Origin of the sequence: uncultured Psychromonas sp. (assembly GCF_947489755.1) — a bacterium.
Lineage (GTDB): Bacteria > Pseudomonadota > Gammaproteobacteria > Enterobacterales > Psychromonadaceae > Psychromonas.
Window position 1 is genome coordinate 99,030 of sequence record NZ_CANLFB010000013.1, and the last position, 19,961, is coordinate 118,990.

At 37.3% G+C, this 19,961-nt stretch carries 14 protein-coding genes and 1 tRNA gene; 5 read left to right on the forward strand and 10 right to left on the reverse strand.

The genetic code is table 11. The annotated features are described in order from the left end of the window. Positions 1-76 precede the first annotated feature (76 nt). The 4 genes from ilvD to Q0794_RS09395 form a co-directional block, all read right to left on the reverse strand. Positions 77-1,915, reverse strand: coding sequence for a dihydroxy-acid dehydratase (ilvD, locus tag Q0794_RS09380; RefSeq protein ID WP_298941459.1), 1,839 nt, complete (start codon positions 1,913-1,915; stop codon positions 77-79). Positions 1,916-2,016: 101 nt separating this feature from the next. Further along, positions 2,017-2,274: an acetolactate synthase 2 small subunit gene (gene ilvM / locus Q0794_RS09385; protein ID WP_298941460.1), complete on the reverse strand. Its 258-nt coding sequence runs from the start codon at positions 2,272-2,274 to the stop codon at positions 2,017-2,019. Beyond that, entirely contained in the window at positions 2,271-3,917 is a 1,647-nt protein-coding gene (gene ilvG / locus Q0794_RS09390; RefSeq protein ID WP_298941461.1) for an acetolactate synthase 2 catalytic subunit, read from the reverse strand. The genes ilvM and ilvG overlap by 4 nt, the downstream gene beginning before the upstream one ends. A gap of 689 nt (positions 3,918-4,606) precedes the next feature. Next, on the reverse strand, positions 4,607-5,077 hold the full coding sequence (locus Q0794_RS09395) for a hypothetical protein (RefSeq protein WP_298941462.1): 471 nt from the start codon (positions 5,075-5,077) through the stop codon (positions 4,607-4,609). A 313-nt stretch (positions 5,078-5,390) separates the two neighbouring features. Between Q0794_RS09395 and Q0794_RS09400 the strand changes: the two genes are divergently transcribed. After that, entirely contained in the window at positions 5,391-6,905 is a 1,515-nt protein-coding gene (locus Q0794_RS09400; protein ID WP_298941463.1) for a YifB family Mg chelatase-like AAA ATPase, read from the forward strand. A gap of 59 nt (positions 6,906-6,964) precedes the next feature. On the opposite strand, the gene Q0794_RS09405 is transcribed toward Q0794_RS09400, so the two are convergent. The 4 genes from Q0794_RS09405 to pepA all read right to left on the reverse strand — a co-directional run bounded on the left by Q0794_RS09405 (position 6,965) and on the right by pepA (position 13,104). Further along, entirely contained in the window at positions 6,965-7,858 is an 894-nt protein-coding gene (locus Q0794_RS09405; protein ID WP_298941464.1) for a hypothetical protein, read from the reverse strand. Positions 7,859-8,210: 352 nt separating this feature from the next. Then, positions 8,211-11,069 (reverse strand): valine--tRNA ligase, encoded by a 2,859-nt coding sequence (locus Q0794_RS09410; protein ID WP_298941474.1) that lies wholly within the window; start codon positions 11,067-11,069, stop codon positions 8,211-8,213. After that, a complete protein-coding gene (locus Q0794_RS09415; RefSeq protein WP_298941465.1) occupies positions 11,069-11,557 on the reverse strand; it encodes a DNA polymerase III subunit chi in 489 nt (162 codons plus the stop codon). The genes Q0794_RS09410 and Q0794_RS09415 overlap by 1 nt, the downstream gene beginning before the upstream one ends. Before the next feature lie 32 nt (positions 11,558-11,589). Then, the gene (gene pepA, locus Q0794_RS09420) at positions 11,590-13,104 is read right to left on the reverse strand and encodes a leucyl aminopeptidase (protein WP_298941466.1); all 1,515 of its coding nucleotides are present in this window, start codon (positions 13,102-13,104) and stop codon (positions 11,590-11,592) included. A gap of 185 nt (positions 13,105-13,289) precedes the next feature. On the opposite strand from pepA, the gene lptF reads away from it, so the two are divergent. Then, entirely contained in the window at positions 13,290-14,408 is a 1,119-nt protein-coding gene (lptF, locus tag Q0794_RS09425; RefSeq protein ID WP_298941467.1) for an LPS export ABC transporter permease LptF, read from the forward strand. Then, positions 14,409-15,473 (forward strand): LPS export ABC transporter permease LptG, encoded by a 1,065-nt coding sequence (gene lptG, locus Q0794_RS09430; RefSeq protein WP_298941468.1) that lies wholly within the window; start codon positions 14,409-14,411, stop codon positions 15,471-15,473. A gap of 212 nt (positions 15,474-15,685) precedes the next feature. On the opposite strand, the gene Q0794_RS09435 is transcribed toward lptG, so the two are convergent. Continuing rightward, positions 15,686-16,240 (reverse strand): RDD family protein, encoded by a 555-nt coding sequence (locus Q0794_RS09435; RefSeq protein WP_298941469.1) that lies wholly within the window; start codon positions 16,238-16,240, stop codon positions 15,686-15,688. A 182-nt stretch (positions 16,241-16,422) separates the two neighbouring features. Here Q0794_RS09435 and Q0794_RS09440 point away from each other — a divergent pair. Next, a tRNA-Leu gene (locus tag Q0794_RS09440) sits at positions 16,423-16,507 on the forward strand. A gap of 519 nt (positions 16,508-17,026) precedes the next feature. Here Q0794_RS09440 and Q0794_RS09445 read toward each other — a convergent pair. Further along, positions 17,027-17,527 carry an OmpA family protein gene (locus Q0794_RS09445; RefSeq protein ID WP_298941470.1) on the reverse strand — a complete coding sequence of 167 codons (501 nt, stop codon included), beginning with the start codon at positions 17,525-17,527 and terminating at the stop codon, positions 17,027-17,029. 122 nt (positions 17,528-17,649) lie between these two features. Here Q0794_RS09445 and Q0794_RS09450 point away from each other — a divergent pair, with 122 nt between their 5' ends. After that, positions 17,650-19,137, forward strand: coding sequence for a peptidoglycan-binding protein (locus tag Q0794_RS09450; protein WP_298941471.1), 1,488 nt, complete (start codon positions 17,650-17,652; stop codon positions 19,135-19,137). Positions 19,138-19,961: the final 824 nt, after the last annotated feature.

The window sequence follows — 19,961 nt, forward strand, 5'->3', positions numbered from 1 at the left end:
TCTTTATAAAAGTTTAGTAAACAATATTGTTTTAATAATCTACATTGTCTTAATAACCTTTACAGCTTTAGATAACTTATTTAAGTTTACTTAAATCGCGTACAGCGCCTTTGTCAGCTGATGTTGCCATCATTGCATAGACTTTTAATGCCGCTGAAATAGGGCGGATACGATCCACTGCTTTCCAGCCAATAACATCTTGTTTTGCACGACGTTCAGCAAGTACTTCTTCAGAGACTTTTAAGTCCATTGCACGTGTTGGAATATTGATATCGATGATGTCACCGTTTTCAATTAAACCAATGACACCACCAGCAGCTGCTTCAGGTGATACATGACCAATTGACAGACCAGAAGTACCGCCTGAGAAACGACCATCAGTAATTAATGCACACTGTTTGCCAAGTCCCATTGATTTAAGGTAAGACGTTGGGTAAAGCATTTCTTGCATACCTGGGCCACCTTGAGGGCCTTCGTAACGAATTACAACCACATCACCTGAAACAACTTTGCCACCTAAAATTGCTTCAACTGCATCATCTTGGCTTTCGTATATTTTAGCAGGACCAGTAAACGTTAGGTTATCATCATCAACACCCGCCGTTTTAACTACTGCGCCATCAACCGCCATATTACCAAATAATACTGCTAAACCGCCTTCCATGCTGAATGCGTTTTCTAGTGAACGAATACAACCATTTTTACGGTCATTATCCACAGTATCCCAACGACAAGATTGGCTGAAAGCTTTTACTGTGCGGATACCTGCAGGGCCTGCACGATAGAAGTCGATGATCGCTTGGTCTTTAGTTTGCATAATATCGTAATGAGCAAGCTGCTCTTTCATGGTCGGGCTTAGGATAGTAGGGATTTCGCTATTTAATAAACCCGCTCTATCTAACTCGCCTAAGATAGCCATTACACCACCGGCGCGATGTACATCTTCCATGTGGTATTCAGGTGTAGAAGGAGCCACTTTACAAAGCTGTGGGATACGACGAGACATTTCATCCATAACTTCAACGGTAAAGTCTAATTCAGCTTCTTGTGCACAAGCTAATAGGTGTAAGATCGTATTAGTTGAACCGCCCATCGCAATATCTAGTGCCATTGCATTTTCAAAAGCAGGGCGACCTGCGATAGAGCGTGGCAATACCGAGTAGTCATCTTCTTGGTAATGACGTTTTGTAATTTCAACAATACGACGACCCGCTTCAAGGAATAAATTTTCACGGTCAGCATGTGTTGCTAACATTGAACCGTTACCTGGTAATGATAAGCCTAATGCCTCTGTTAAACAGTTCATTGAGTTAGCAGTAAACATACCAGAACAAGAACCACATGTTGGACATGCACTACGTTCTACTTTTTCTAAATCTTCATCAGAAACATTTTTATCTGGACCCATTACCATTGCATCAACGAGGTCTAGTTTGATGATTTGATCAGAAAGCTTAGTTTTACCTGCTTCCATTGGTCCGCCAGACACAAAAATAACAGGAATGTTTAAGCGTAATGCCGCCATTAACATTCCCGGTGTGATTTTGTCACAGTTAGAAATACAAACGATCGCATCGGCACAGTGAGCATTCACCATGTATTCAATTGAATCTGCAATTAAATCACGTGAAGGTAAGCTATATAACATACCTGAGTGACCCATCGCGATACCATCATCTATTGCGATAGTATTGAATTCTTTAGCGATACCACCAGCTTTTTCAATTTCACGTGCTACTAATTGACCCATGTCTTTTAGGTGTACATGACCAGGTACAAATTGAGTAAATGAGTTGGCAATCGCGATGATTGGCTTTCCAAAATCATCATCTTTTACGCCAGTTGCGCGCCATAATGCACGAGCACCTGCCATGTTACGACCATGTGTGGATGTTTTTGAACGATAAACTGGCATTCTTATTTCCTTAAACTGCTTGCGACCAAGTAACTTGGCCTTAATAGTAATAATAGTTAGTGGTAGTAAAACAGATAATCCTTAAAGGGACAATCTACAATTTACGCACTGACTTTAATGTTTTCTGGTTGTTGCAATAGTGTGATTTCTATAACGCCAACGACTTTCTCAATTTGTTTAGTTAAGAGGGTAATATCTCGTTCACTAAAAACGGTTAAATTAATCTGTGTTGTTTGCAGTGTATTATTCACTTCCGCATTAATACTTTGGATTGTAAAACCTCGATGACGGCAAACACGTAATAAACGCTCTAAAAATTCTGGGCTATTTTTAGCTTCAACTGTTAATGCGTTAATCATTCTATACTCTCCATCATTCTGTCATTAGGGGCGCCAGGTGGCACTAATGGCCATACATTTTCTTCTTCAGAAATTGATACGTGTAATAAATAGGGGCCATCACTATTTAATAAGCGCTGTAATGCTTGGTCTATTTGTGATTTTGCGACAATAGTTTCACCAGGGATGTCAAATGCGCTAGCTAATGTAACGAAGTCTGGGTTATCTGTTAAAATTGTTTCGCTATAACGACCATTAAAGAACAATTTCTGCCATTGTCGAACCATGCCTAAACGTTGGTTATCAATCAGTAAAATTTTGACTGGTAATTTCCTGCGCTTAATTGTGCCTAGTTCTTGTACGTTCATCATAAATGAACCATCACCAGAAACAGCGATCACGGTATCATTTGGACGTGCAACTTGTGCACCAACTGCAGCAGGAACGCCAAATCCCATTGTACCTAAACCTGAGCTTGATATGTGATTCTCTGGGCGATCGACAAACATGTGCTGCGCAACCCACATTTGGTGCTGACCTACATCACTACAGATTACTGTATCGGCAGGCATTGTTTGTGCTAATTGGCGAAGTAATGCAGGTGCAAAAATCGGCTCACCTGGATGATCATAACGACACTCATGCTCGACTTTCATTGCTGCAACATGCTGTTGCCATTGCTCAATGTTAGGTTTGATTGTGATAGCAGGTAATACTTGTTTTAAATCATCAGTCATCGATAGGGTCACTTGACGTAACTTATCAATTTCTGCCGCATCAACATCTAAATGAATCACTTTTGCGTTCGGTGCAAACTCATCTAACTTACCTGTTACTCGGTCGTCAAAACGAGCGCCAATAGCAATCAATAAGTCACACTCTTGAATGGCTAGATTTGAAGCTTTACTGCCGTGCATCCCTACCATTCCCATGAAATAAGGAGAATCGTGTTTGATACAACCAATTGCTTTTAATGTACATACGCTTGGAATTTCCGTTGCAGCAATTAAGTTGCGTAATTCATTAACCGCACTTGCCATTCCAACCCCTCCACCGACGTAAATAAGCGGTTTTTGAGATAGGCTGATCATGTTTTTCGCCTGATCGATTGCGGCACTGTTAAGTGTATTTTCTGTTTTTATTAATTTAGCAAGTGCGTGTGTAACACTTGGACCTACTTGAATATCTTTTGGTATGTCGATTAAAACAGGGCCAGGGCGGCCTGTCGTTGCAATTTCGAAAGCTTGTTCGATGACTGAACCTAACTCTTCTGCAGTTTGAACCATGAAGCTATGTTTAGTACAGGCTAGTGATAAACCCAACACATCAACTTCTTGAAATGCATCAGTACCAATTAAATGTGTTGGAACTTGTCCTGTAATTGCAATCACAGGAATTGAATCTAGCAAAGCATCCGCTAAGCCTGTAATTAAATTTGTAGCACCTGGGCCTGAGGTTGCAATACAAACACCGACTTTCCCTGTTGAACGTGCATAGCCAATAGCAGCCATTGCTGCACCTTGCTCATGACGACATAATAGATGGTCAACGCCACCATCATAAAGCGCATCGTAAAGCGGCATAATAGCACCACCTGGATAACCAAACACTTGTGTTACGTTTTGTTCTTTTAGGGCCTGTACAACAAAATGTGCACCGTTCATGGGTTCTTCCTGAAATAATGATGATCAATCGCTTATAAAATGGGGATGGATTGATTTTAAAAGGGTGCTATTTATAGCAAAAAAGCGCTTATCAAACAACTTTTGTCACATTTTTAAGCAGATCATTAAGCATATATTTACTAGTAAGTTGTTAAATATAAAATAGCATTACTATTAATCTTTGTATTGCTTAGTTTTATTAAAATCAAAAGTGGATTAATCACGCAGATAGTAGGAGATTAGAATGAAGCTTTATATGAATTAAATAGAAAGAAGGGGTTATATTTTGTTGTTTTTCCGTGCTCTTCTTCAAGCGTAGCGCTTCGCGGTAATTGTTGTTTTAAAATCAACAGCTAATTAACCATAGAGGATGAAGAAGGTAAGTTAAAAATCTTTATATCTTTAAAGCACTAAATATTGTGTTTTGTTTTAAAAGTATTTTGATTTTCCTTCGTGCTCTTCGTGAAGCGCAGCGCTTCGTGGTTATATTTTTAAAGCTAAACCTAAATAACCACGGAGGATGAATAAAGTAAGTTAAAAATATTTATATCTTTAAAACACTCATTTTTTTAAAAATATTTTTGGTGTTTTGATTTACCTTCGTGCTCTTAGTGAAACGGAGCGCTTCGTGGTTATATTTTTAAAGCAAAAGCTAATTAACCACGAAGGTTGAGAAAGGTAAAAATAAATTATCTAAATGCTTTTGTTGGGGTTTCAGCTTTACTCTTTGTATATTCTGCGACAGTTAATTGTTCAAACGCTAATGCAATCCAGCTACTCATTAACATATCGTAATGCTGCTCAACACCACTACAACCAACAACGATATTGCCGTATACAAAAGAACCGTAAAATAAAATATCGTCATCTTGCAATGCTGAAGGGTGCTTATTTTGAATATCAACATTAGCGCAACCATTACGCCAAGCTTGATATGCTTTTTTTCTCGCTAATTTGTCAAATGGGATAGTCCATTCGCTTGGGTTTCCTAGCGATTGCTCAACTAAAATCGCATTATCAAAGTCAGACTCCCATGGTTTTAATGTAGGGTCCATAACCACGATATGTAGCTCTTTACGATTGGTACGCTCAAATAATTTAAGTATTGCTGGTGTGACTAAATCGATGGCATCTAATGCAATTTCTTTATTGCTTCTCATTCTAAATTTCCTCACTTAGTGATTGATTTGCTATTGTTTAAGTTGTCATACGATACTATTTAATGTGAGGGAATACCGTGAAGAGCCACCCACTTTAAATACCCTTTATATTAAATAATCACAGTTTAAGTCATACCAAGTTAGAAAAATAACAACATTAAAATCCTTATTTCTTGTAGTGTTAATGCTTTGTTTAAATATCTTAATGATGGTTATTGTTGTGCTATTTTTTGCTGAATAATTTTTGACTTCTATACTTGATTGATTACCGAGTTAATTAATTCTTTAACTAATGAGTATCAAAGGGAGTCATATGGCATTAGCGAGATTAGTGTGTCGCTCTATTTCAGGCGTAGATGCACCTGAAGTCGAGGTTGAAGTACATCTTGGGACTGGATTACCCGGTTTTTCTTTAGTTGGATTACCTGAAACGTCGGTCAAAGAAGCTAAAGATAGAGTGCGTAGCGCTATTTTGAATAGTAACTTTAAATTCCCAAGCAAAAGAATCACCGTCAATTTAGCGCCTGCTAATTTGCCTAAAGAGGGTGGTCGATTTGATTTGGCGATCGCTATCGGTATTTTATTAGCATCAGACCAAATAAAATGCCCTGAAATATTAAACTTCGAGTGTTATGGGGAGTTATCCCTATCAGGTGAATTACGTTGCGTCGATGGCATCATTCCTTGTGCTTTAGCGGCTAAACAACAAAAGCGACAAGTGGTTGTGTGTACTGATAACGAGCATGAATGTGCTTTGACTGGCGCACAAGGTTTTGTTGCAAAACATTTGATTGATGTCTGTGCCTTTTTACAGCAACAATTAACATTACCTTCAGCAGAGCAAAGTGAAGCGCCGCCAGCTAAACATTCTCACCTTGATTTCAGTGATGTATTAGGACAAGAGCAAGCTAAAAGGGTATTAGAGATTGCTGCGACTGGTTCCCATAATTTACTATTGATTGGTCCACCTGGTACTGGAAAGAGTATGTTAGCTGAGCGGTTTATGACGTTATTGCCTAATTTGGAAGAGCAGCAAGCATTACAAACGGCGGCTGTATATTCAGTATGTGGCAAGCAACGTGATGATTGGTTTTCTCCTCCTTATCGAGCTCCGCATCACAGTGCCTCAGCGGTTGCATTAGTGGGGGGCGGTGGAAAGCCTAAACCGGGTGAAATATCTTTATCTCATCATGGTGTTTTATTTCTCGATGAGTTACCTGAATTTCCAAGACAAGTGTTAGACAGTTTACGCCAGCCAATGGAAAACCATAATGTCACTATTTCTCGCGCGGCCAATCAAGTAACTTTCCCCGCTCATTTTCAACTGATTGCGGCCATGAACCCAAGTCCTTGTGGTCATATATCCGGACAGCTCAGGCGCAGTACTCCAGATCAGATCTTACGTTATTTAAATCGTTTATCTGGGCCATTTTTAGACCGTTTTGCATTAGCTATTATGGTGCCCTTATTACCTAAGGGAATGTTGGCTGATTCACAGCAAGGGTTACATAATTCAACCGAAAAAAGTGCAGATATTAAAGAAAGGGTTTTAGTTGCTCGTAATATTCAACTACAACGTCAAGGTAAGTTAAACCATTACTTATCGAGTCAAGAGGTGAATATATATTGCGTATTAACGAAGGAGGATGCGTTGTTTTTAGAGCAAGCGATTGAGAAAATGGGATTGTCTATTCGGGCTTGGCATAGTTTGTTGAAAGTTGCTCGGAGCATTGCCGATCTGCAGCAACAACAAGATATTAGTAAAGCACACTTGTGTGAAGCATTAAACTATCGAGCGATGGACCGCTTATTGAGTAGCTTCAATTAGTTGATATTAATTGACTGTTTTACACAGTCAATTAAGCTTTTATCTGTTGATTACTCTCGTTATAAAGGTAACCAAGGAATTGTATTAATTGAGTGTAGTGATTTATCAGGTAAAAAAGTATTCTCAATATGAAAAACCTTACGTGTACCTAAATGTAATGTCTTAAGTTTATCTTTATAGTAGTTTTCTAATAGTTTTGTTAGGAAGCCATTATGTTGAAGTACTGTTAAACCTTTGGTTAATCTATACGCTAAATCTGGACGTCCCTCATTCACAAAAAAGAATACTGGAAATGGATAATGAAAGAGTAAGTTATTTTCGACTACAAAATTAGCACTTTCATGAAGCTCGAGTTCCTCAGTAATTTCATTAATGCCTCGTAAAAAGCAATCAAAGCGTTGTTTTTGTAACTGGCCAAATAATAAAGAATATTTATAGGATGTTTGAACTTGTATCCCATTTCCCCTTAATACCTTGGTACTAAGCCAATCTTGCTGTTGTCCGATAGTGATATTCTTATCGATGAAGTCTTGTATGTTATTAATGCCAGAGAATTTATATTGATGATTTTGCTTAATTAAACAAACTCGATAACCTAATAATCCTTCAAGTATTGGAATTCGAACTGGAATTGCACTTTTTTCTCTACCTTCACTACTTACAAAATGTGCAACATCCAAGTCGCCTTCATATTTATCCGATAAAGTAGAAAGCGCTCTTTTTTGTTCCATTGGTATTGATGGGACTATTTCATAATCACCGAATTCTGCTTTTGTAATATCAAGTGCTTGGGTAAGTATTGTCATCATTATATTGGTAGGGTGATCAAAGGTTTGTTGCCAAACAATTATTTTTGGTGGTGCTGGAGGCGTCATTAATGCTTCTTTAGCATGACTAAATACTGAAAAAGTAAGGGTGAATATAGAGAACATGGTGAATATTAAAACTGCCAATTTATGCCTATTTTTATCATTAAAATTTAAAGTGGCAATAGTGTAGGATAATTTAGCGTATTCAGCGTTATATTTTTGTAAATTTAAGCGTTATATCAATCATAATAAATAGTTTATTTATTACGCAGATTTAAAAAATTAACTTCTTTTTATATATTTCTTAAAGGGAACAATCGCTTACATTTACTTATGTAAAGATTTATTACTATTAGCTGACTATTTCAGAGTACAAATAAAAAGGACATAAAAGTTAACATATTTCATTTTGAGACAAAAAATATAAAAAAAGGGACTTAAATTAAGTCCCTTTTTAGTTTTTACTTCGTTAATAACAAACTAATTAATCATTATATTAAAGCGCTTTGATTGTCTCAATTTGCTCATTTAGTTTGTCGCAAGTTGTTTGGAATTCAGCTTGTTTCGCTTTTTCCTTAGTAATAACCGCTTCTGGTGCATTACTCACAAAACGTTCGTTACTTAACTTGCCTGATACCTTGTCTAGCTCTTTGGTTGCTTTCTCAAGTTGCTTCGCTAAACGTGCTAGCTCAGCTTCAACATCAATTAAACCAGCCATTGGAATCAACAACTCTAAGCCGCCTACTAAAGCTGTAACAGACGCTGGTGTTTCTTGACCTTTAGCAACAAAAGTAACACTCTCTAGTTTTGCTAATGCCGCTAAAAATGCTTCATTATCAGCAAAGCGACGCGTATCTTCACTACTTGCATTTTTAACTAATACGTTAAGTGGTACTTTCGGGCTGATATCCATTTCACCACGAATGTTACGCACTGCATCAATCACTTGCTTAACCCATTCTAGATCAGCCACGGCTTGTTCATCAACCTGCGCTGCATCATATTCAGGGTAAGCTTCAAGCATGATAGTGTCACCACCTTGACCTGTGATTGCTTTCACACGTTGCCAAATTTCTTCGGTCATAAACGGTAGCATTGGATGTGCAACACGTAATAATGTTTCTAATACGCTGATTAATGTATGGCGAGTACCACGTTGCTCGTCTTCATTGCCTTTGAATAAAACAGGTTTAGTTAATTCTAAGTACCAACCACAGAATTCATTCCAGATGAAATCGTAAAGAATATTTGCCGCAATATCAAAACGATAGGTGTCTAATGCTTGGCGGAACTCTTTGATCATATTTTGTAATTGACCTTGGATCCAACGATCGGCAAGACTAAATTGCATCGCTTTGTTATCGCCAAAACCAAAATCTTGATCTTCTGCATCCATTAATACATAACGGCTCGCATTCCATAACTTGTTACAGAAGTTACGGTAACCTTCAAGACGATTCATATCCCAGTTGATATCACGACCGGTTGATGCCATTGCTGCTAGAGTGAAACGTAGTGCATCTGTACCATGCGCTTCAATACCATTAGCGAAGGTTTTACGTGTGTCTTTTTCAATTTTCTTCGCAAGTTGTGGTTGCATCATGTTGCCAGTACGTTTTGTCACTAAGCTTTCTAGGTCTAAACCATCAATCATATCCAAAGGATCTAATACATTACCTTTAGATTTAGACATTTTATCGCCATTCTCATCGCGAATTAGGCCTGTTACATAAACCGTTTTGAAGGGGACTTGTGGTGTGCCATCTTCATTCTTCATAAAGTGCATGGTCATCATGATCATACGCGCAACCCAGAAGAAGATAATGTCAAAACCGGTTACCAATACATCAGTAGAGTGGAAGGTTTTAAGATCCATGGTTTGGTTTGGCCAACCTAATGTAGAGAATGTCCAAAGACCCGAAGAGAACCATGTGTCTAGTACATCGTCATCTTGGTTTAATACAATGCTATCATCTAAGTCATGTTTCGCACGTACTTCAGCTTCTGTATGCCCAACATAAACTTTACCCGCTTCGTCATACCAAGCTGGGATACGATGTCCCCACCATAATTGACGTGACACACACCAATCGTTAAGGTCATTCATCCATGAGTTGTACATGTTTTCGTATTGTTGCGGTACGAATTTGATATCGCCATTAGCAACCGCTTCTGTTGCTGTTTTAGCAAGCGGTGCAACACGTACATACCATTGGTCTGTTAGCATTGGTTCAATCACAACACCACCACGGTCTCCGTAAGGTACTGTTAAATCATGGTCTTTAACTTCTTCTAATAAACCTAATGCATCTAATTCACTAACCACCAGTTTACGCGCAGCCTCACGTGTTAAACCTTGGAATTGTGCTGGTAAATCAGTTGGATAATCTTCACTTTTTTCACCGTTAGTATTAAATACTTCAGCGCTTTCACGAATACAAGCTTCAAAGGTTAAGACGTTGATCATTGGTAATTTGTTGCGTTTACCTACTTCATAGTCATTAAAATCATGCGCAGGGGTTATTTTCACACAACCCGTGCCTTTTTCCATATCAGCGTGGTCGTCACCAATAATTGGGATTTCACGATTAACGAAAGGCAATAAAATAGTCTGACCGATAAGGTCTTTATAACGTGGATCTTCAGGGTTAACAGCAACACCTGTATCACCTAATACTGTTTCCGGTCGAGTGGTTGCTACTACGATGTAGTCTTTACCATCAGCTGTTTTGACGCCATTTGCTAATGGGTAGCGGAAATGCCACATAAACCCTTTAACGTCTTTATTTTCCACTTCTAAATCTGAAATGGCAGTTTGTAATTTAGGATCCCAGTTTACTAGACGTTTACCACGGTAAATAAGGTCATCATTATACAAATCAACAAAGGTCTTTTTAACGGCTTCAGAAAGACCATCGTCCATGGTAAAGCGTTCACGATCCCAATCTACAGAGGTACCTAAACGACGCATTTGACGAGAAATATTGCCGCCAGACTCGGCTTTCCAATCCCAGATTTTTTCGATGAAGGTTTCACGGCCTAATTCTTTACGCGTTTGACCTGTTTCTGCAAAAAGTTTACGTTCAACAACCATTTGTGTCGCAATACCTGCATGGTCTGTACCCATCTGCCATAAGGTATTTTTACCTTGCATACGTTGGTAACGGATCAAGGTATCCATGATGGTATCTTGGAATGCATGACCCATGTGTAAACTACCAGTGACATTTGGTGGTGGGATCATGATGCAGAAGCTTTCTTTATCAGTATCACCGTGTGGTTTGAAGTAACCTTTTTCTTCCCAGGTTTGGTAATTCTTTTGCTCAATCGCACTTGGGTTGTATATTTTTTCCATCATTTGTCTTCTGTCTGGTTAGTTAACTCTTGAGATGCAGTCTTAACATCTTGAGTAGAGAGGGTGTGGCCTAATTTTTTATAAGCACTGTAGCGCATTCGCGCATTAATTTTTAGTTGTTCTTGTGCTGGCACAAAATCAATAATTTGTTGGAAGTTTAAATTAAATTCCGGAATGTTTTGGCTGAGGTTAATTAGCACTGCACGAGGATGTTGCGGTGCAAGCCAACTAATCTCAACCGGAGACCCATAACGTGGACCTTCACCGACTAAGTTATGCGGGACAAAGCTATCGCCATCAAACTGCCATAAATACTCATCAACTGTAAAAGCATCTTGTTGATTTTCTGTATAAATAAACACTTTTTTATTTTGTTGGTAATAAAAAGCCGCGAGCTGGCAAGCTTGCACAAAATGTGTTGGCAAACTCGCTTCAGCTGTTGATGCTAAAGTATCTTCTGAGTGAATATAAAAGATAACTTGGCTCATTATGAACTCAACTTGTTATTGAATGTTGACATTTAAGCGTCTAATTCCGCTATTTCTTGTTCACTACGATTAATGACAAATTGTGTTAATAACGGAACAGGGCGGCCAGTTGCACCTTTGTTAGCACCTGAGCGCCAAGCTGTACCGGCAATATCCAAATGTGCCCAGTTATAAGCTTTAGTGAAACGAGATAAGAAACAAGCTGCTGTAATTGATCCAGCAGGGCGACCGCCAATATTTGCCATATCTGCAAATGGGCTATCAAGTTGCTTTTGGAAATCATCATCCATCGGTAATTGCCATGCTTTATCACCCGTTTGGTTTGATGCGCCTAAAATCTCATGAACCATGCCTTTATGCGGGCTCATTAGTGCACTAATGTTATGACCTAATGCCATTATACAAGCACCTGTTAAGGTCGCTACGTCGATAACACATTCCGGGTCAAAACGTTCTACATAAGTTAATGCGTCACATAAGACTAAACGGCCTTCCGCATCGGTGTTTAATACTTCAACAGTAAGTCCAGCCATAGTCGTTAAGATATCACCAGGGCGGTATGCTTTGCTTGAAGGCATATTTTCAGCACCTGCAATCACACCAATCACGTTAATGCCTAAGTCTAGTTGAGCGATGGCTTCTAATGCACCAAAGACTGATGCAGCACCACCCATGTCGTATTTCATTTCATCCATACCTGCGCCTGGTTTTAATGAAATACCACCAGAGTCAAAGGTTAACCCTTTACCAACAAGTACAATCGGTTTTTGATCCGTTGGACCGCCTTGATAATTGATAATCGACATATAAGCAGGGTTAGCCGAACCTTGTGCTACTGCTAGGTAACTGTTCATGCCTAACGCTTTCATTTGCTCTGTATCAACCACTTCAGTTGTGATTTTATCAAAGCGTTGATCAAGCTCTTGTGCTTGTTGGCTTAAATACAGCGGAGTACAAATGTTTGGCGGCATATTCGCTAAGTCTTTACATAACTTCATACCTGCTGATACAGCTAATCCATGTTGTAATGCTAATTCAGCACGCGTTAATTCTTTACGGCTTGGTACATTAAACGTTAATTTACGTAATGGACGTCGAGTATTGTCTTTATTAGTTTTGAATTGGTCGAAGTTGTATAAGCTATCTTGCGTTGCTTCGATCGCTTGGCGAACTGCCCAATAGCTATCTCGACCTTTAATGTGTAATTCAGATAAAAAACAAATGGCCTCAAGTGCGCCTGTATCATTTAATGTAGAAATGGTTTTTTCGATGATCTGTTTGTATTGTGTTTCAGTCAACTCTCGCTCTTTACCACAGCCAACTAATAAAACTCTTTCGCTTAATACGTTAGGCACATGGTGTAAAAATAATACCTGTCCTACTTTACCTTCAATATCACCGCGACGTAATAATGCACTTAAATAACCTTCGCTGATTTCATCTAAAACTTCAGCTGCATGAGATAAACGTCGAGGTTCAAATACACCAACTACGATACATGCGCTGCGCTGTTTTTCTGGGCTACCACTTTTTACGAGAAATTCCATATGTATCCTTAAAACGATTATATTGAGATTAACTATGCTATTTTTGTGAAAATGCAGTTATCATTGGTCTTTGTGGACCTTGAAACGTAATATAAACTTACTAAAATAGCAATTTTACCGCAATTGTTTGCTTAATCCACTATTTTACCGCTTTTGTAGCATCTTATTTTACACTGGAGATCGGCTTGATTATTCTTCGTTATTTAATGTTAGAAACATTTAAAAGCCAAATTGGCATTCTCTTTGTTTTAGTTCTCATATTTGTTAGTCAGAAATTTATTACCATTCTTGCTCAGGCGATTAATGGTGTTATCCCTGCTGACTTAGTATTAACTGTTTTGTATTTAAACATGCCGACATTGGGAACGTTAATGTTACCCATTAGTTTCTACCTCGCAATATTGTTTGCGCATGGTCGATTGCACAGTGAAAGTGAAATGGTGGCGTTAACCTCTTGTGGCTACAGCCCTAATAAAGTGCTGAAAGCAACGCTGATGTTGTCATTACTCACGTTTGTTTTTGCTAGTTTTAATAGCTTATATTTAGCACCTGCTGCTGAAGATGAAATGGTCGCAGTTATTGAGAAAGCCGAAGCTAATGCAGGTACTGCGACCTTAATCGAAGGGCGTTTTCATAAAGCCTCTGGCAATGGTGGGGTGGTTTATGTTGAAAAATACGAACAAAATAAAACGTTAGTTAATGTGTTTGCTGCTCATTGGCCAAAAGAAGAAGAGGGAATATCGCCTTCAGTGATCACTGCTAAAACAGGTAATGTGGCTAGTAAAAAAGATGGTACATGGTTAACACTAGAAAATGGCCAACGTTATGCTGGCATAGTCGGTAAGAATGAATTTGAAAACTCACAATTCTCTACCTATCAAGTACATATCGCTAATGCAGCGGTTGAGAGCAAGAAGCGTAGTGTAGATGCTTTGCCTACTTCTGCATTAATAGGTGCTACCGATACTCGTTCTCAAGCTGAGCTACAATGGCGTATTGCTATCCCTGTTTCTATATTATTAATTACGTTTATGGCTGTACCAATGGCTAAAGTTAATCCTCGTCAGGGGCGTTATGCAAAACTATTGCCGGCTTTAGCACTCTATTTAAGCTTCTTTTTATTATTAAGTGCTTCAAAAAGTTTGATAGAGGACGGTGCGATTCCTTATTTTGGTATTTGGGCAGTGCAAATATTATTCTTTGCTATTGGTGTTGTATTGCATTTACAAACTATCGGAAAGTTTAATGTTAAGCCGAAAAAAGAAAAATTGAAAAATGCTAAATCGTCTAAGGTGGATAAATAAATGGGTATTTTAGACAGATACATTGGCCGCACGATCTTTGCTGCAACATTTTTAAGCCTATTTGTATTAATTGGTTTGAGTAGCATTATTAAATTTGTAGAGCAAATGAAAAGCGTCGGTACAGGCGCTTATACTGTTTTTTCTGCTGCTTATTTTGTGTTATTAAAAATGCCTGTTGAAATTGCATTGTTTTTTCCAATGGCTGCATTAATTGGGGCGCTTATTGGCTTAGGTTCATTGGCAAGTAGCAGTGAGTTAGTGGTCATGCAGGCCGCTGGTATGTCTAAATTTCGTATTGCAAATTCGGTATTGAAAACGGCCATTCCAATGGTTATTGCCGTTATGCTATTAGGGGAGTTTGTTGCCCCTCAAACCGATAAAGAAGCCTACTTTATGCGAGACCAGTTACGAAATGGTAGTGAAAAAGTAGAGAATAAATATGGGATTTGGGCAAAAGATGCCGATTCATTTATCAGTATTGGGCGAATGAACAGTAAAGCTGAACTTTACAACGTACAACTTTATTTTTTCACCAAAGACTTAACGTTAGATTATGCAATGGCGGCGAATAAAGCCACTTATCAAGAAGGTTTTTGGTTATTAGAAGACGTTAGTAAAACAACTTTCTTTGATGATAAAACCGCTGTTGAAAGTTTTCCTGAGTTTACTTGGAAGACTGAATTAACACCGAAAAAGTTTGAAGTGATTATTAGTGAGCCTGATAAAATGTCGATGCGTGATATATATGGTTATATCACTTATTTAGAAAGTAATGATCAAGATGCAAATACCTATTGGTTGACGTTATGGCGCAAAGCCGTATTGCCTTTTACTGTTGTTGTAATGATGTTGTTGTCAGTTTCATTTATTTTTGGTGGGCTAAGAACAGTCCCGATGGGAACGCGTTTAATCTTTGGTATTGCGAGTGGTTTCGCATTCCATGTGTCTGGTGAGTTATTTGGACCTGCAAGTCTAGTCTTTGGGTTACCGCCTATACTAGGGGCTTTATTACCTAGTATTTTAGTCTTGCTTATTGCCATGTATTTATTAAGAAAACAAACTTAGAAAAATAATGAGCAGTCAGTTATTAGGACTTGATTAATATTAAATGCCTAATAACTGGCTATTATCTATTTAGGTTTGCGATACGTTACAACTAATATCGCTAGCAAGTGATTGGCTAGTGATAGTTGACTAGCAATGATTGTCTAATAGTGATTCCTGGCCAGTGCTGCCTAATTTGTAACCTGTTGGCAAGCACTGCCTAGGCAAAATGATTACTTCTTATCTTCATCCATAAATGCCATGCCTTTAAAGCCTTTCCAATTACTTAATTCTTTGGTCATTACAATCACTTCGCATTCACCCCATAAGTCTTGAAAGGCATTACGATCTTTTAATAGCGCCATCACGTTACCTAGCCCAAAAGCTGACGTTGATAACCTAATCAACGCTTGAGTAAAACTGATATTGCTACCATCGCTATTTTGCACGCGTAAGCGCCATGCTTTCATGCCGATAGTTTGTCCTGCTTGGCTCCAAAAGTAAGTAAAAAAACCAATAATGACAACCGATAAGTAAATTAAGAAAACTAAGCTTTGCCCTAAATAATCAGCAGTGTCTTTATAAACACTTAAGTCAATAGCACCTACTTTGCTCGCAATAACGACCGCTAATAATGCTAAAACAGTGGCAAGCATCAGCACGGCGCCTAATGCAAATAAATCATAGATATAGGCACCTAAACGTTTAAAAAATGATGCTCGTTCACAACTTTGATATTGTTCTGCTAGGCTCAACTGTGGTGTTTTTGTATTGTTATGCTTGACCATGATAATCCCTTAAAAGTTTGAAAAAACAGTGTAACAAATGACTAATCGCTTGGCATTTTATTTATTTAAGTCTGAATTTGATTATTTACTGATAAAGATCGATTGCTTTTTAATCGCTTACACTTTTTATGGTTGAAAATCCTTGTGTGTAGAATAACCCTAGGTATAATCTTTGTCACTCAGCCCGAGTGGTGAAATTGGTAGACGCGACGGATTCAAAATCCGTTTCCGAGAGGAGTGACGGTTCAAGTCCGTCCTCGGGCACCATATTTAATAATAAAGCCCTGATACTTTAAAAGTATCAGGGCTTTATTATTTCTAATCTTTAATCTTTCTTTTCTATTCTTTCTATTTAGAACTTACACTTTTTTATGTCTATATCTATATCTTTATCATTGAAATTTTTATGGCGTGTTCTCAATATTTTAAAATATAACGCTCTCTTAAATTAAGAATAAAGTGTGGGTGTTATTTAGTTTATTTATAAATGAAAGTGATTATTGTAGTTAGAACGGAATTAAAATAATTGAATTTACATCATTACCGCAGATTTAATCATTACTATGCGTATCTAGGATAAAAAAAGAGGTAGTTATTTGATGTGAGCCAGCAGATATAGCAAAGAATATGAGATAAAGCGTTTTAATTTAATATTCGGGCGTTATAACATGAAAGTTGTAATGACGGAGAAAGATTGTAAAAGTGTTATACAAGATATGATTCGTAAAATGTATAACACTTGTGCATATTAAGCTTTTAAAAACAAAGATTAAAAGCTTAACTTAATTATTGTTCTTTATACTTGATACTAGCAATTCGAGATTTTTCTGATGATGTATATTCAGATAACTCTGCAGCACTGTTAAATACTTCAGCGATGACTCGTCTATTTTTCTGAGCACCGATTTCAGTATTGTTATCATATAATGGTGAGCTTTCACCAAAACCAATCGCTTTCACCTGAGAAGGTTTAACGCCTAATTTAATTAATTCAGCTCTTACTTTAATTGCTCTATCAGAAGACAGTTTAGCATTGTAAGTTGCTGTAGCATATTTACTTGTATGACCTTCGATTACAGCATAAAGGTCAGTGTCTTTAATAAATTTTGCAAATTCAGTTATTTCTTTTTTCTCATCGGCTGTCATATATACAGTAGAATCATTTTTGAATTCAACATTCAAATTTGGAACCATAATACAGTCGCCAGTGCTTTCTTCAGCGTATAAATTACCAGCTAAAGCTAGGCTAAGGATCGAAGATGTGAATAATACTTTAAGTGTTTTCAAATTAAACTCCATTTATAATTTTATAACATAGATGAACTATATCACGAAGATGGAATTAAATAGCTAATTAAAAGTTATTTTTGTGATAAAATACTCTGTATATTCAACGAAAGGGAAAAACAATGAAAAATAACTTTAAAGTATCGGCTATTGCAGCAACGGTTCTACTTACTGTAACAGGGTGTTCAGTAACAGATTCTTCAAATGAAGCTTTGTCTATGAAAAATGATGAGATTCAAAAACTAAATGAAGAGCTGCAAGCAAAAAACACTAAAATTGCATCACTAAGTTCAATGACGGCTCCTGGAGCAACTGACCAATTTGCTGTTGGTAATTCTTTAATCCCACCTAATGCTAAAGCTGGCGAATGTTATGCAAAAGTATTAGTACCTGCGGAATACAGAACAGATCCAGTTCAACGTTTATTAAAAGAAGCACAATCTCAAATTGTTGTTACTCCTGCTACTTATAAAGTAGTTGAGAAAAAAGTAACAATTAGAGAAGCAAGCTCTAAATTAGTGCCTGTTGCTGCTACCTACAAGCCAGCTAGCGAACGTATCATGGTTGAACCTGAAAAAACTGAATTAGTGCCTGTTCCTGCAGTTTATAAAACAGTCACTGAGAGTGTGATGGTTGAACCTGAAAAAACTGCGTTAGTTGCAGTTCCTGCGGTTTACAAAACTGTTACTGAAAGTGTGATGGTTGAACCTGAGAAAACAGCATTAGTAACAATGCCTGCTACTTACAAAACGACTAGCGAAAGTATTATGGTTGAGCCTGAAAAGACTGAACTTGTTACTGTACCAGCTACTTATAAAACTATTTCTAAGCAGGTACTAGTTTCTCCTGCTCATACAGAATGGAAAAAAGGTCGCGGCGAAATTGAAAAAGTTGATAATTCAACTGGTGAAATTATGTGTCTAGTCGATGTTCCTGCTGTTTACAAAACAGTAACAACAACGGTATTAGATAAAGAAGCCTACACAAAAGAAGTTAAAACGCCTGCGGTTTACAAAACTGTCAATACAAGAGCATTAGATAATGCACCGACTTCAAAAGCGGTTATTACTCCTGCTGTTTACAAAACAGTGACTAAGCAAGAACTTGTATCGCCAGCTACAACAAAAGAAGTTAAAACACCTGCTGTCTTCGAAACCATTACGAAAAAAGAATTAGTAACTGCTGCTACTACTAGAGAAGTTAAAATTCCTGCTGTATACAAAACGGTAACTAGTAATGTATTAGCAACAGCCGCTTCAACTCAAGAAGTTAAAATTCCAGCAATATGTAAAATGGTTAAGACTCGTGTTTTAGATATTCCTGCTAAAGAAACAAAAATAACGACTCCTGCTGTATATGAAACTTACGATACAACGGTAAAAACTGCTGAATCATACTTAAAATGGCAGGAAATTCTGTGTGAAACTAATACAACAGAAGATGTTGTTTCTAAATTGCAAAGAGAGTTAAAAAATAGAGATTACAACATTACTAATGTTGATGGTGTTTACGGTGCAGAAACTCGTGCTGCTGTAAATGCATATCAAAAAGATGAAAAATTAAACCAAGGTGCTTTAACATTAAAAACGTTAGAAACACTAGGTCTATAATCACTACTTTATTTTTTGATTAAATAACTATTAATGCCTATTTCTGTCCAGGAGTAGGCATTTTTTATTTCTCATACTCTCTTATTTACTCGCTCACTCTCAAATACACTTTTGTACTATTTTTTCCGGTAGATGCGGTTAAATCAGGTGTAAGCTATCTCTCTCCCATAAAAATGGATTCCTGCGCTTATATTAAATATTGATAGGTTATCTTTCTTTATTTGATAAGGGTTGTTTAGCGAAAGTTTATCGACTTTCATTGCTAATACCAATAACACTAATTATGCGAATCTAGGCTTGTTAAAATAACTTGTTTCTTTGTTGTAAATTTCGTAAAGGGAACAGCCATTTAGCTTAATTTATATCTTAAATTAAACCATTTTTCCTGCGCAAAATTTAGAACACTTATTTAACGTAATTGGTATAATATCTTGATTACTGATGCTTTCATTATCGTAGCGAATTATTCTTTCAGCCTAACCTGAACAATACGTTTTCAATGTAGACTTATTATATTCATTAGCTAAACCTAAGCTTTGCGAATAAAAAAATTACCTCTTCGTTGTAAGTTTTATAAAGGAAGCCGCCATTAAATAATTAACATTTTTAGTTAATCCTTCGACAGATAAAGAAGGAGGTCAATCTTCTAAATACCTTAACTTACACCTTAAATTAAGGTATTTTTCGGGCACAAAAATTAGAATACTTAACCTGAGTTCTGGATAAGCAAGAGCATTTATTAGACTGCCATCATCTCTAATTCACTTTTAGATACCTTAATACGTGGCTTTTTCTTTTTTAAGCAATAAGCCACTATTCCTGAA

What these genes read in the sequence shown, in the direction of transcription:
- ilvD (WP_298941459.1), bottom strand. Translation starts at nt 1,915, where the DNA reads ATGCCAGTTTATCGTTCAAAAACATCCACACATGGTCGTAACATGGCA.
- ilvM (WP_298941460.1), bottom strand. Translation starts at nt 2,274, where the DNA reads ATGATTAACGCATTAACAGTTGAAGCTAAAAATAGCCCAGAATTTTTA.
- ilvG (WP_298941461.1), bottom strand. Translation starts at nt 3,917, where the DNA reads ATGAACGGTGCACATTTTGTTGTACAGGCCCTAAAAGAACAAAACGTA.
- Q0794_RS09395 (WP_298941462.1), bottom strand. Translation starts at nt 5,077, where the DNA reads ATGAGAAGCAATAAAGAAATTGCATTAGATGCCATCGATTTAGTCACA.
- Q0794_RS09400 (WP_298941463.1), top strand. Translation starts at nt 5,391, where the DNA reads ATGGCATTAGCGAGATTAGTGTGTCGCTCTATTTCAGGCGTAGATGCA.
- Q0794_RS09410 (WP_298941474.1), bottom strand. Translation starts at nt 11,069, where the DNA reads ATGGAAAAAATATACAACCCAAGTGCGATTGAGCAAAAGAATTACCAA.
- Q0794_RS09415 (WP_298941465.1), bottom strand. Translation starts at nt 11,557, where the DNA reads ATGAGCCAAGTTATCTTTTATATTCACTCAGAAGATACTTTAGCATCA.
- pepA (WP_298941466.1), bottom strand. Translation starts at nt 13,104, where the DNA reads ATGGAATTTCTCGTAAAAAGTGGTAGCCCAGAAAAACAGCGCAGCGCA.
- lptG (WP_298941468.1), top strand. Translation starts at nt 14,409, where the DNA reads ATGGGTATTTTAGACAGATACATTGGCCGCACGATCTTTGCTGCAACA.
- Q0794_RS09435 (WP_298941469.1), bottom strand. Translation starts at nt 16,240, where the DNA reads ATGGTCAAGCATAACAATACAAAAACACCACAGTTGAGCCTAGCAGAA.
- Q0794_RS09450 (WP_298941471.1), top strand. Translation starts at nt 17,650, where the DNA reads ATGAAAAATAACTTTAAAGTATCGGCTATTGCAGCAACGGTTCTACTT.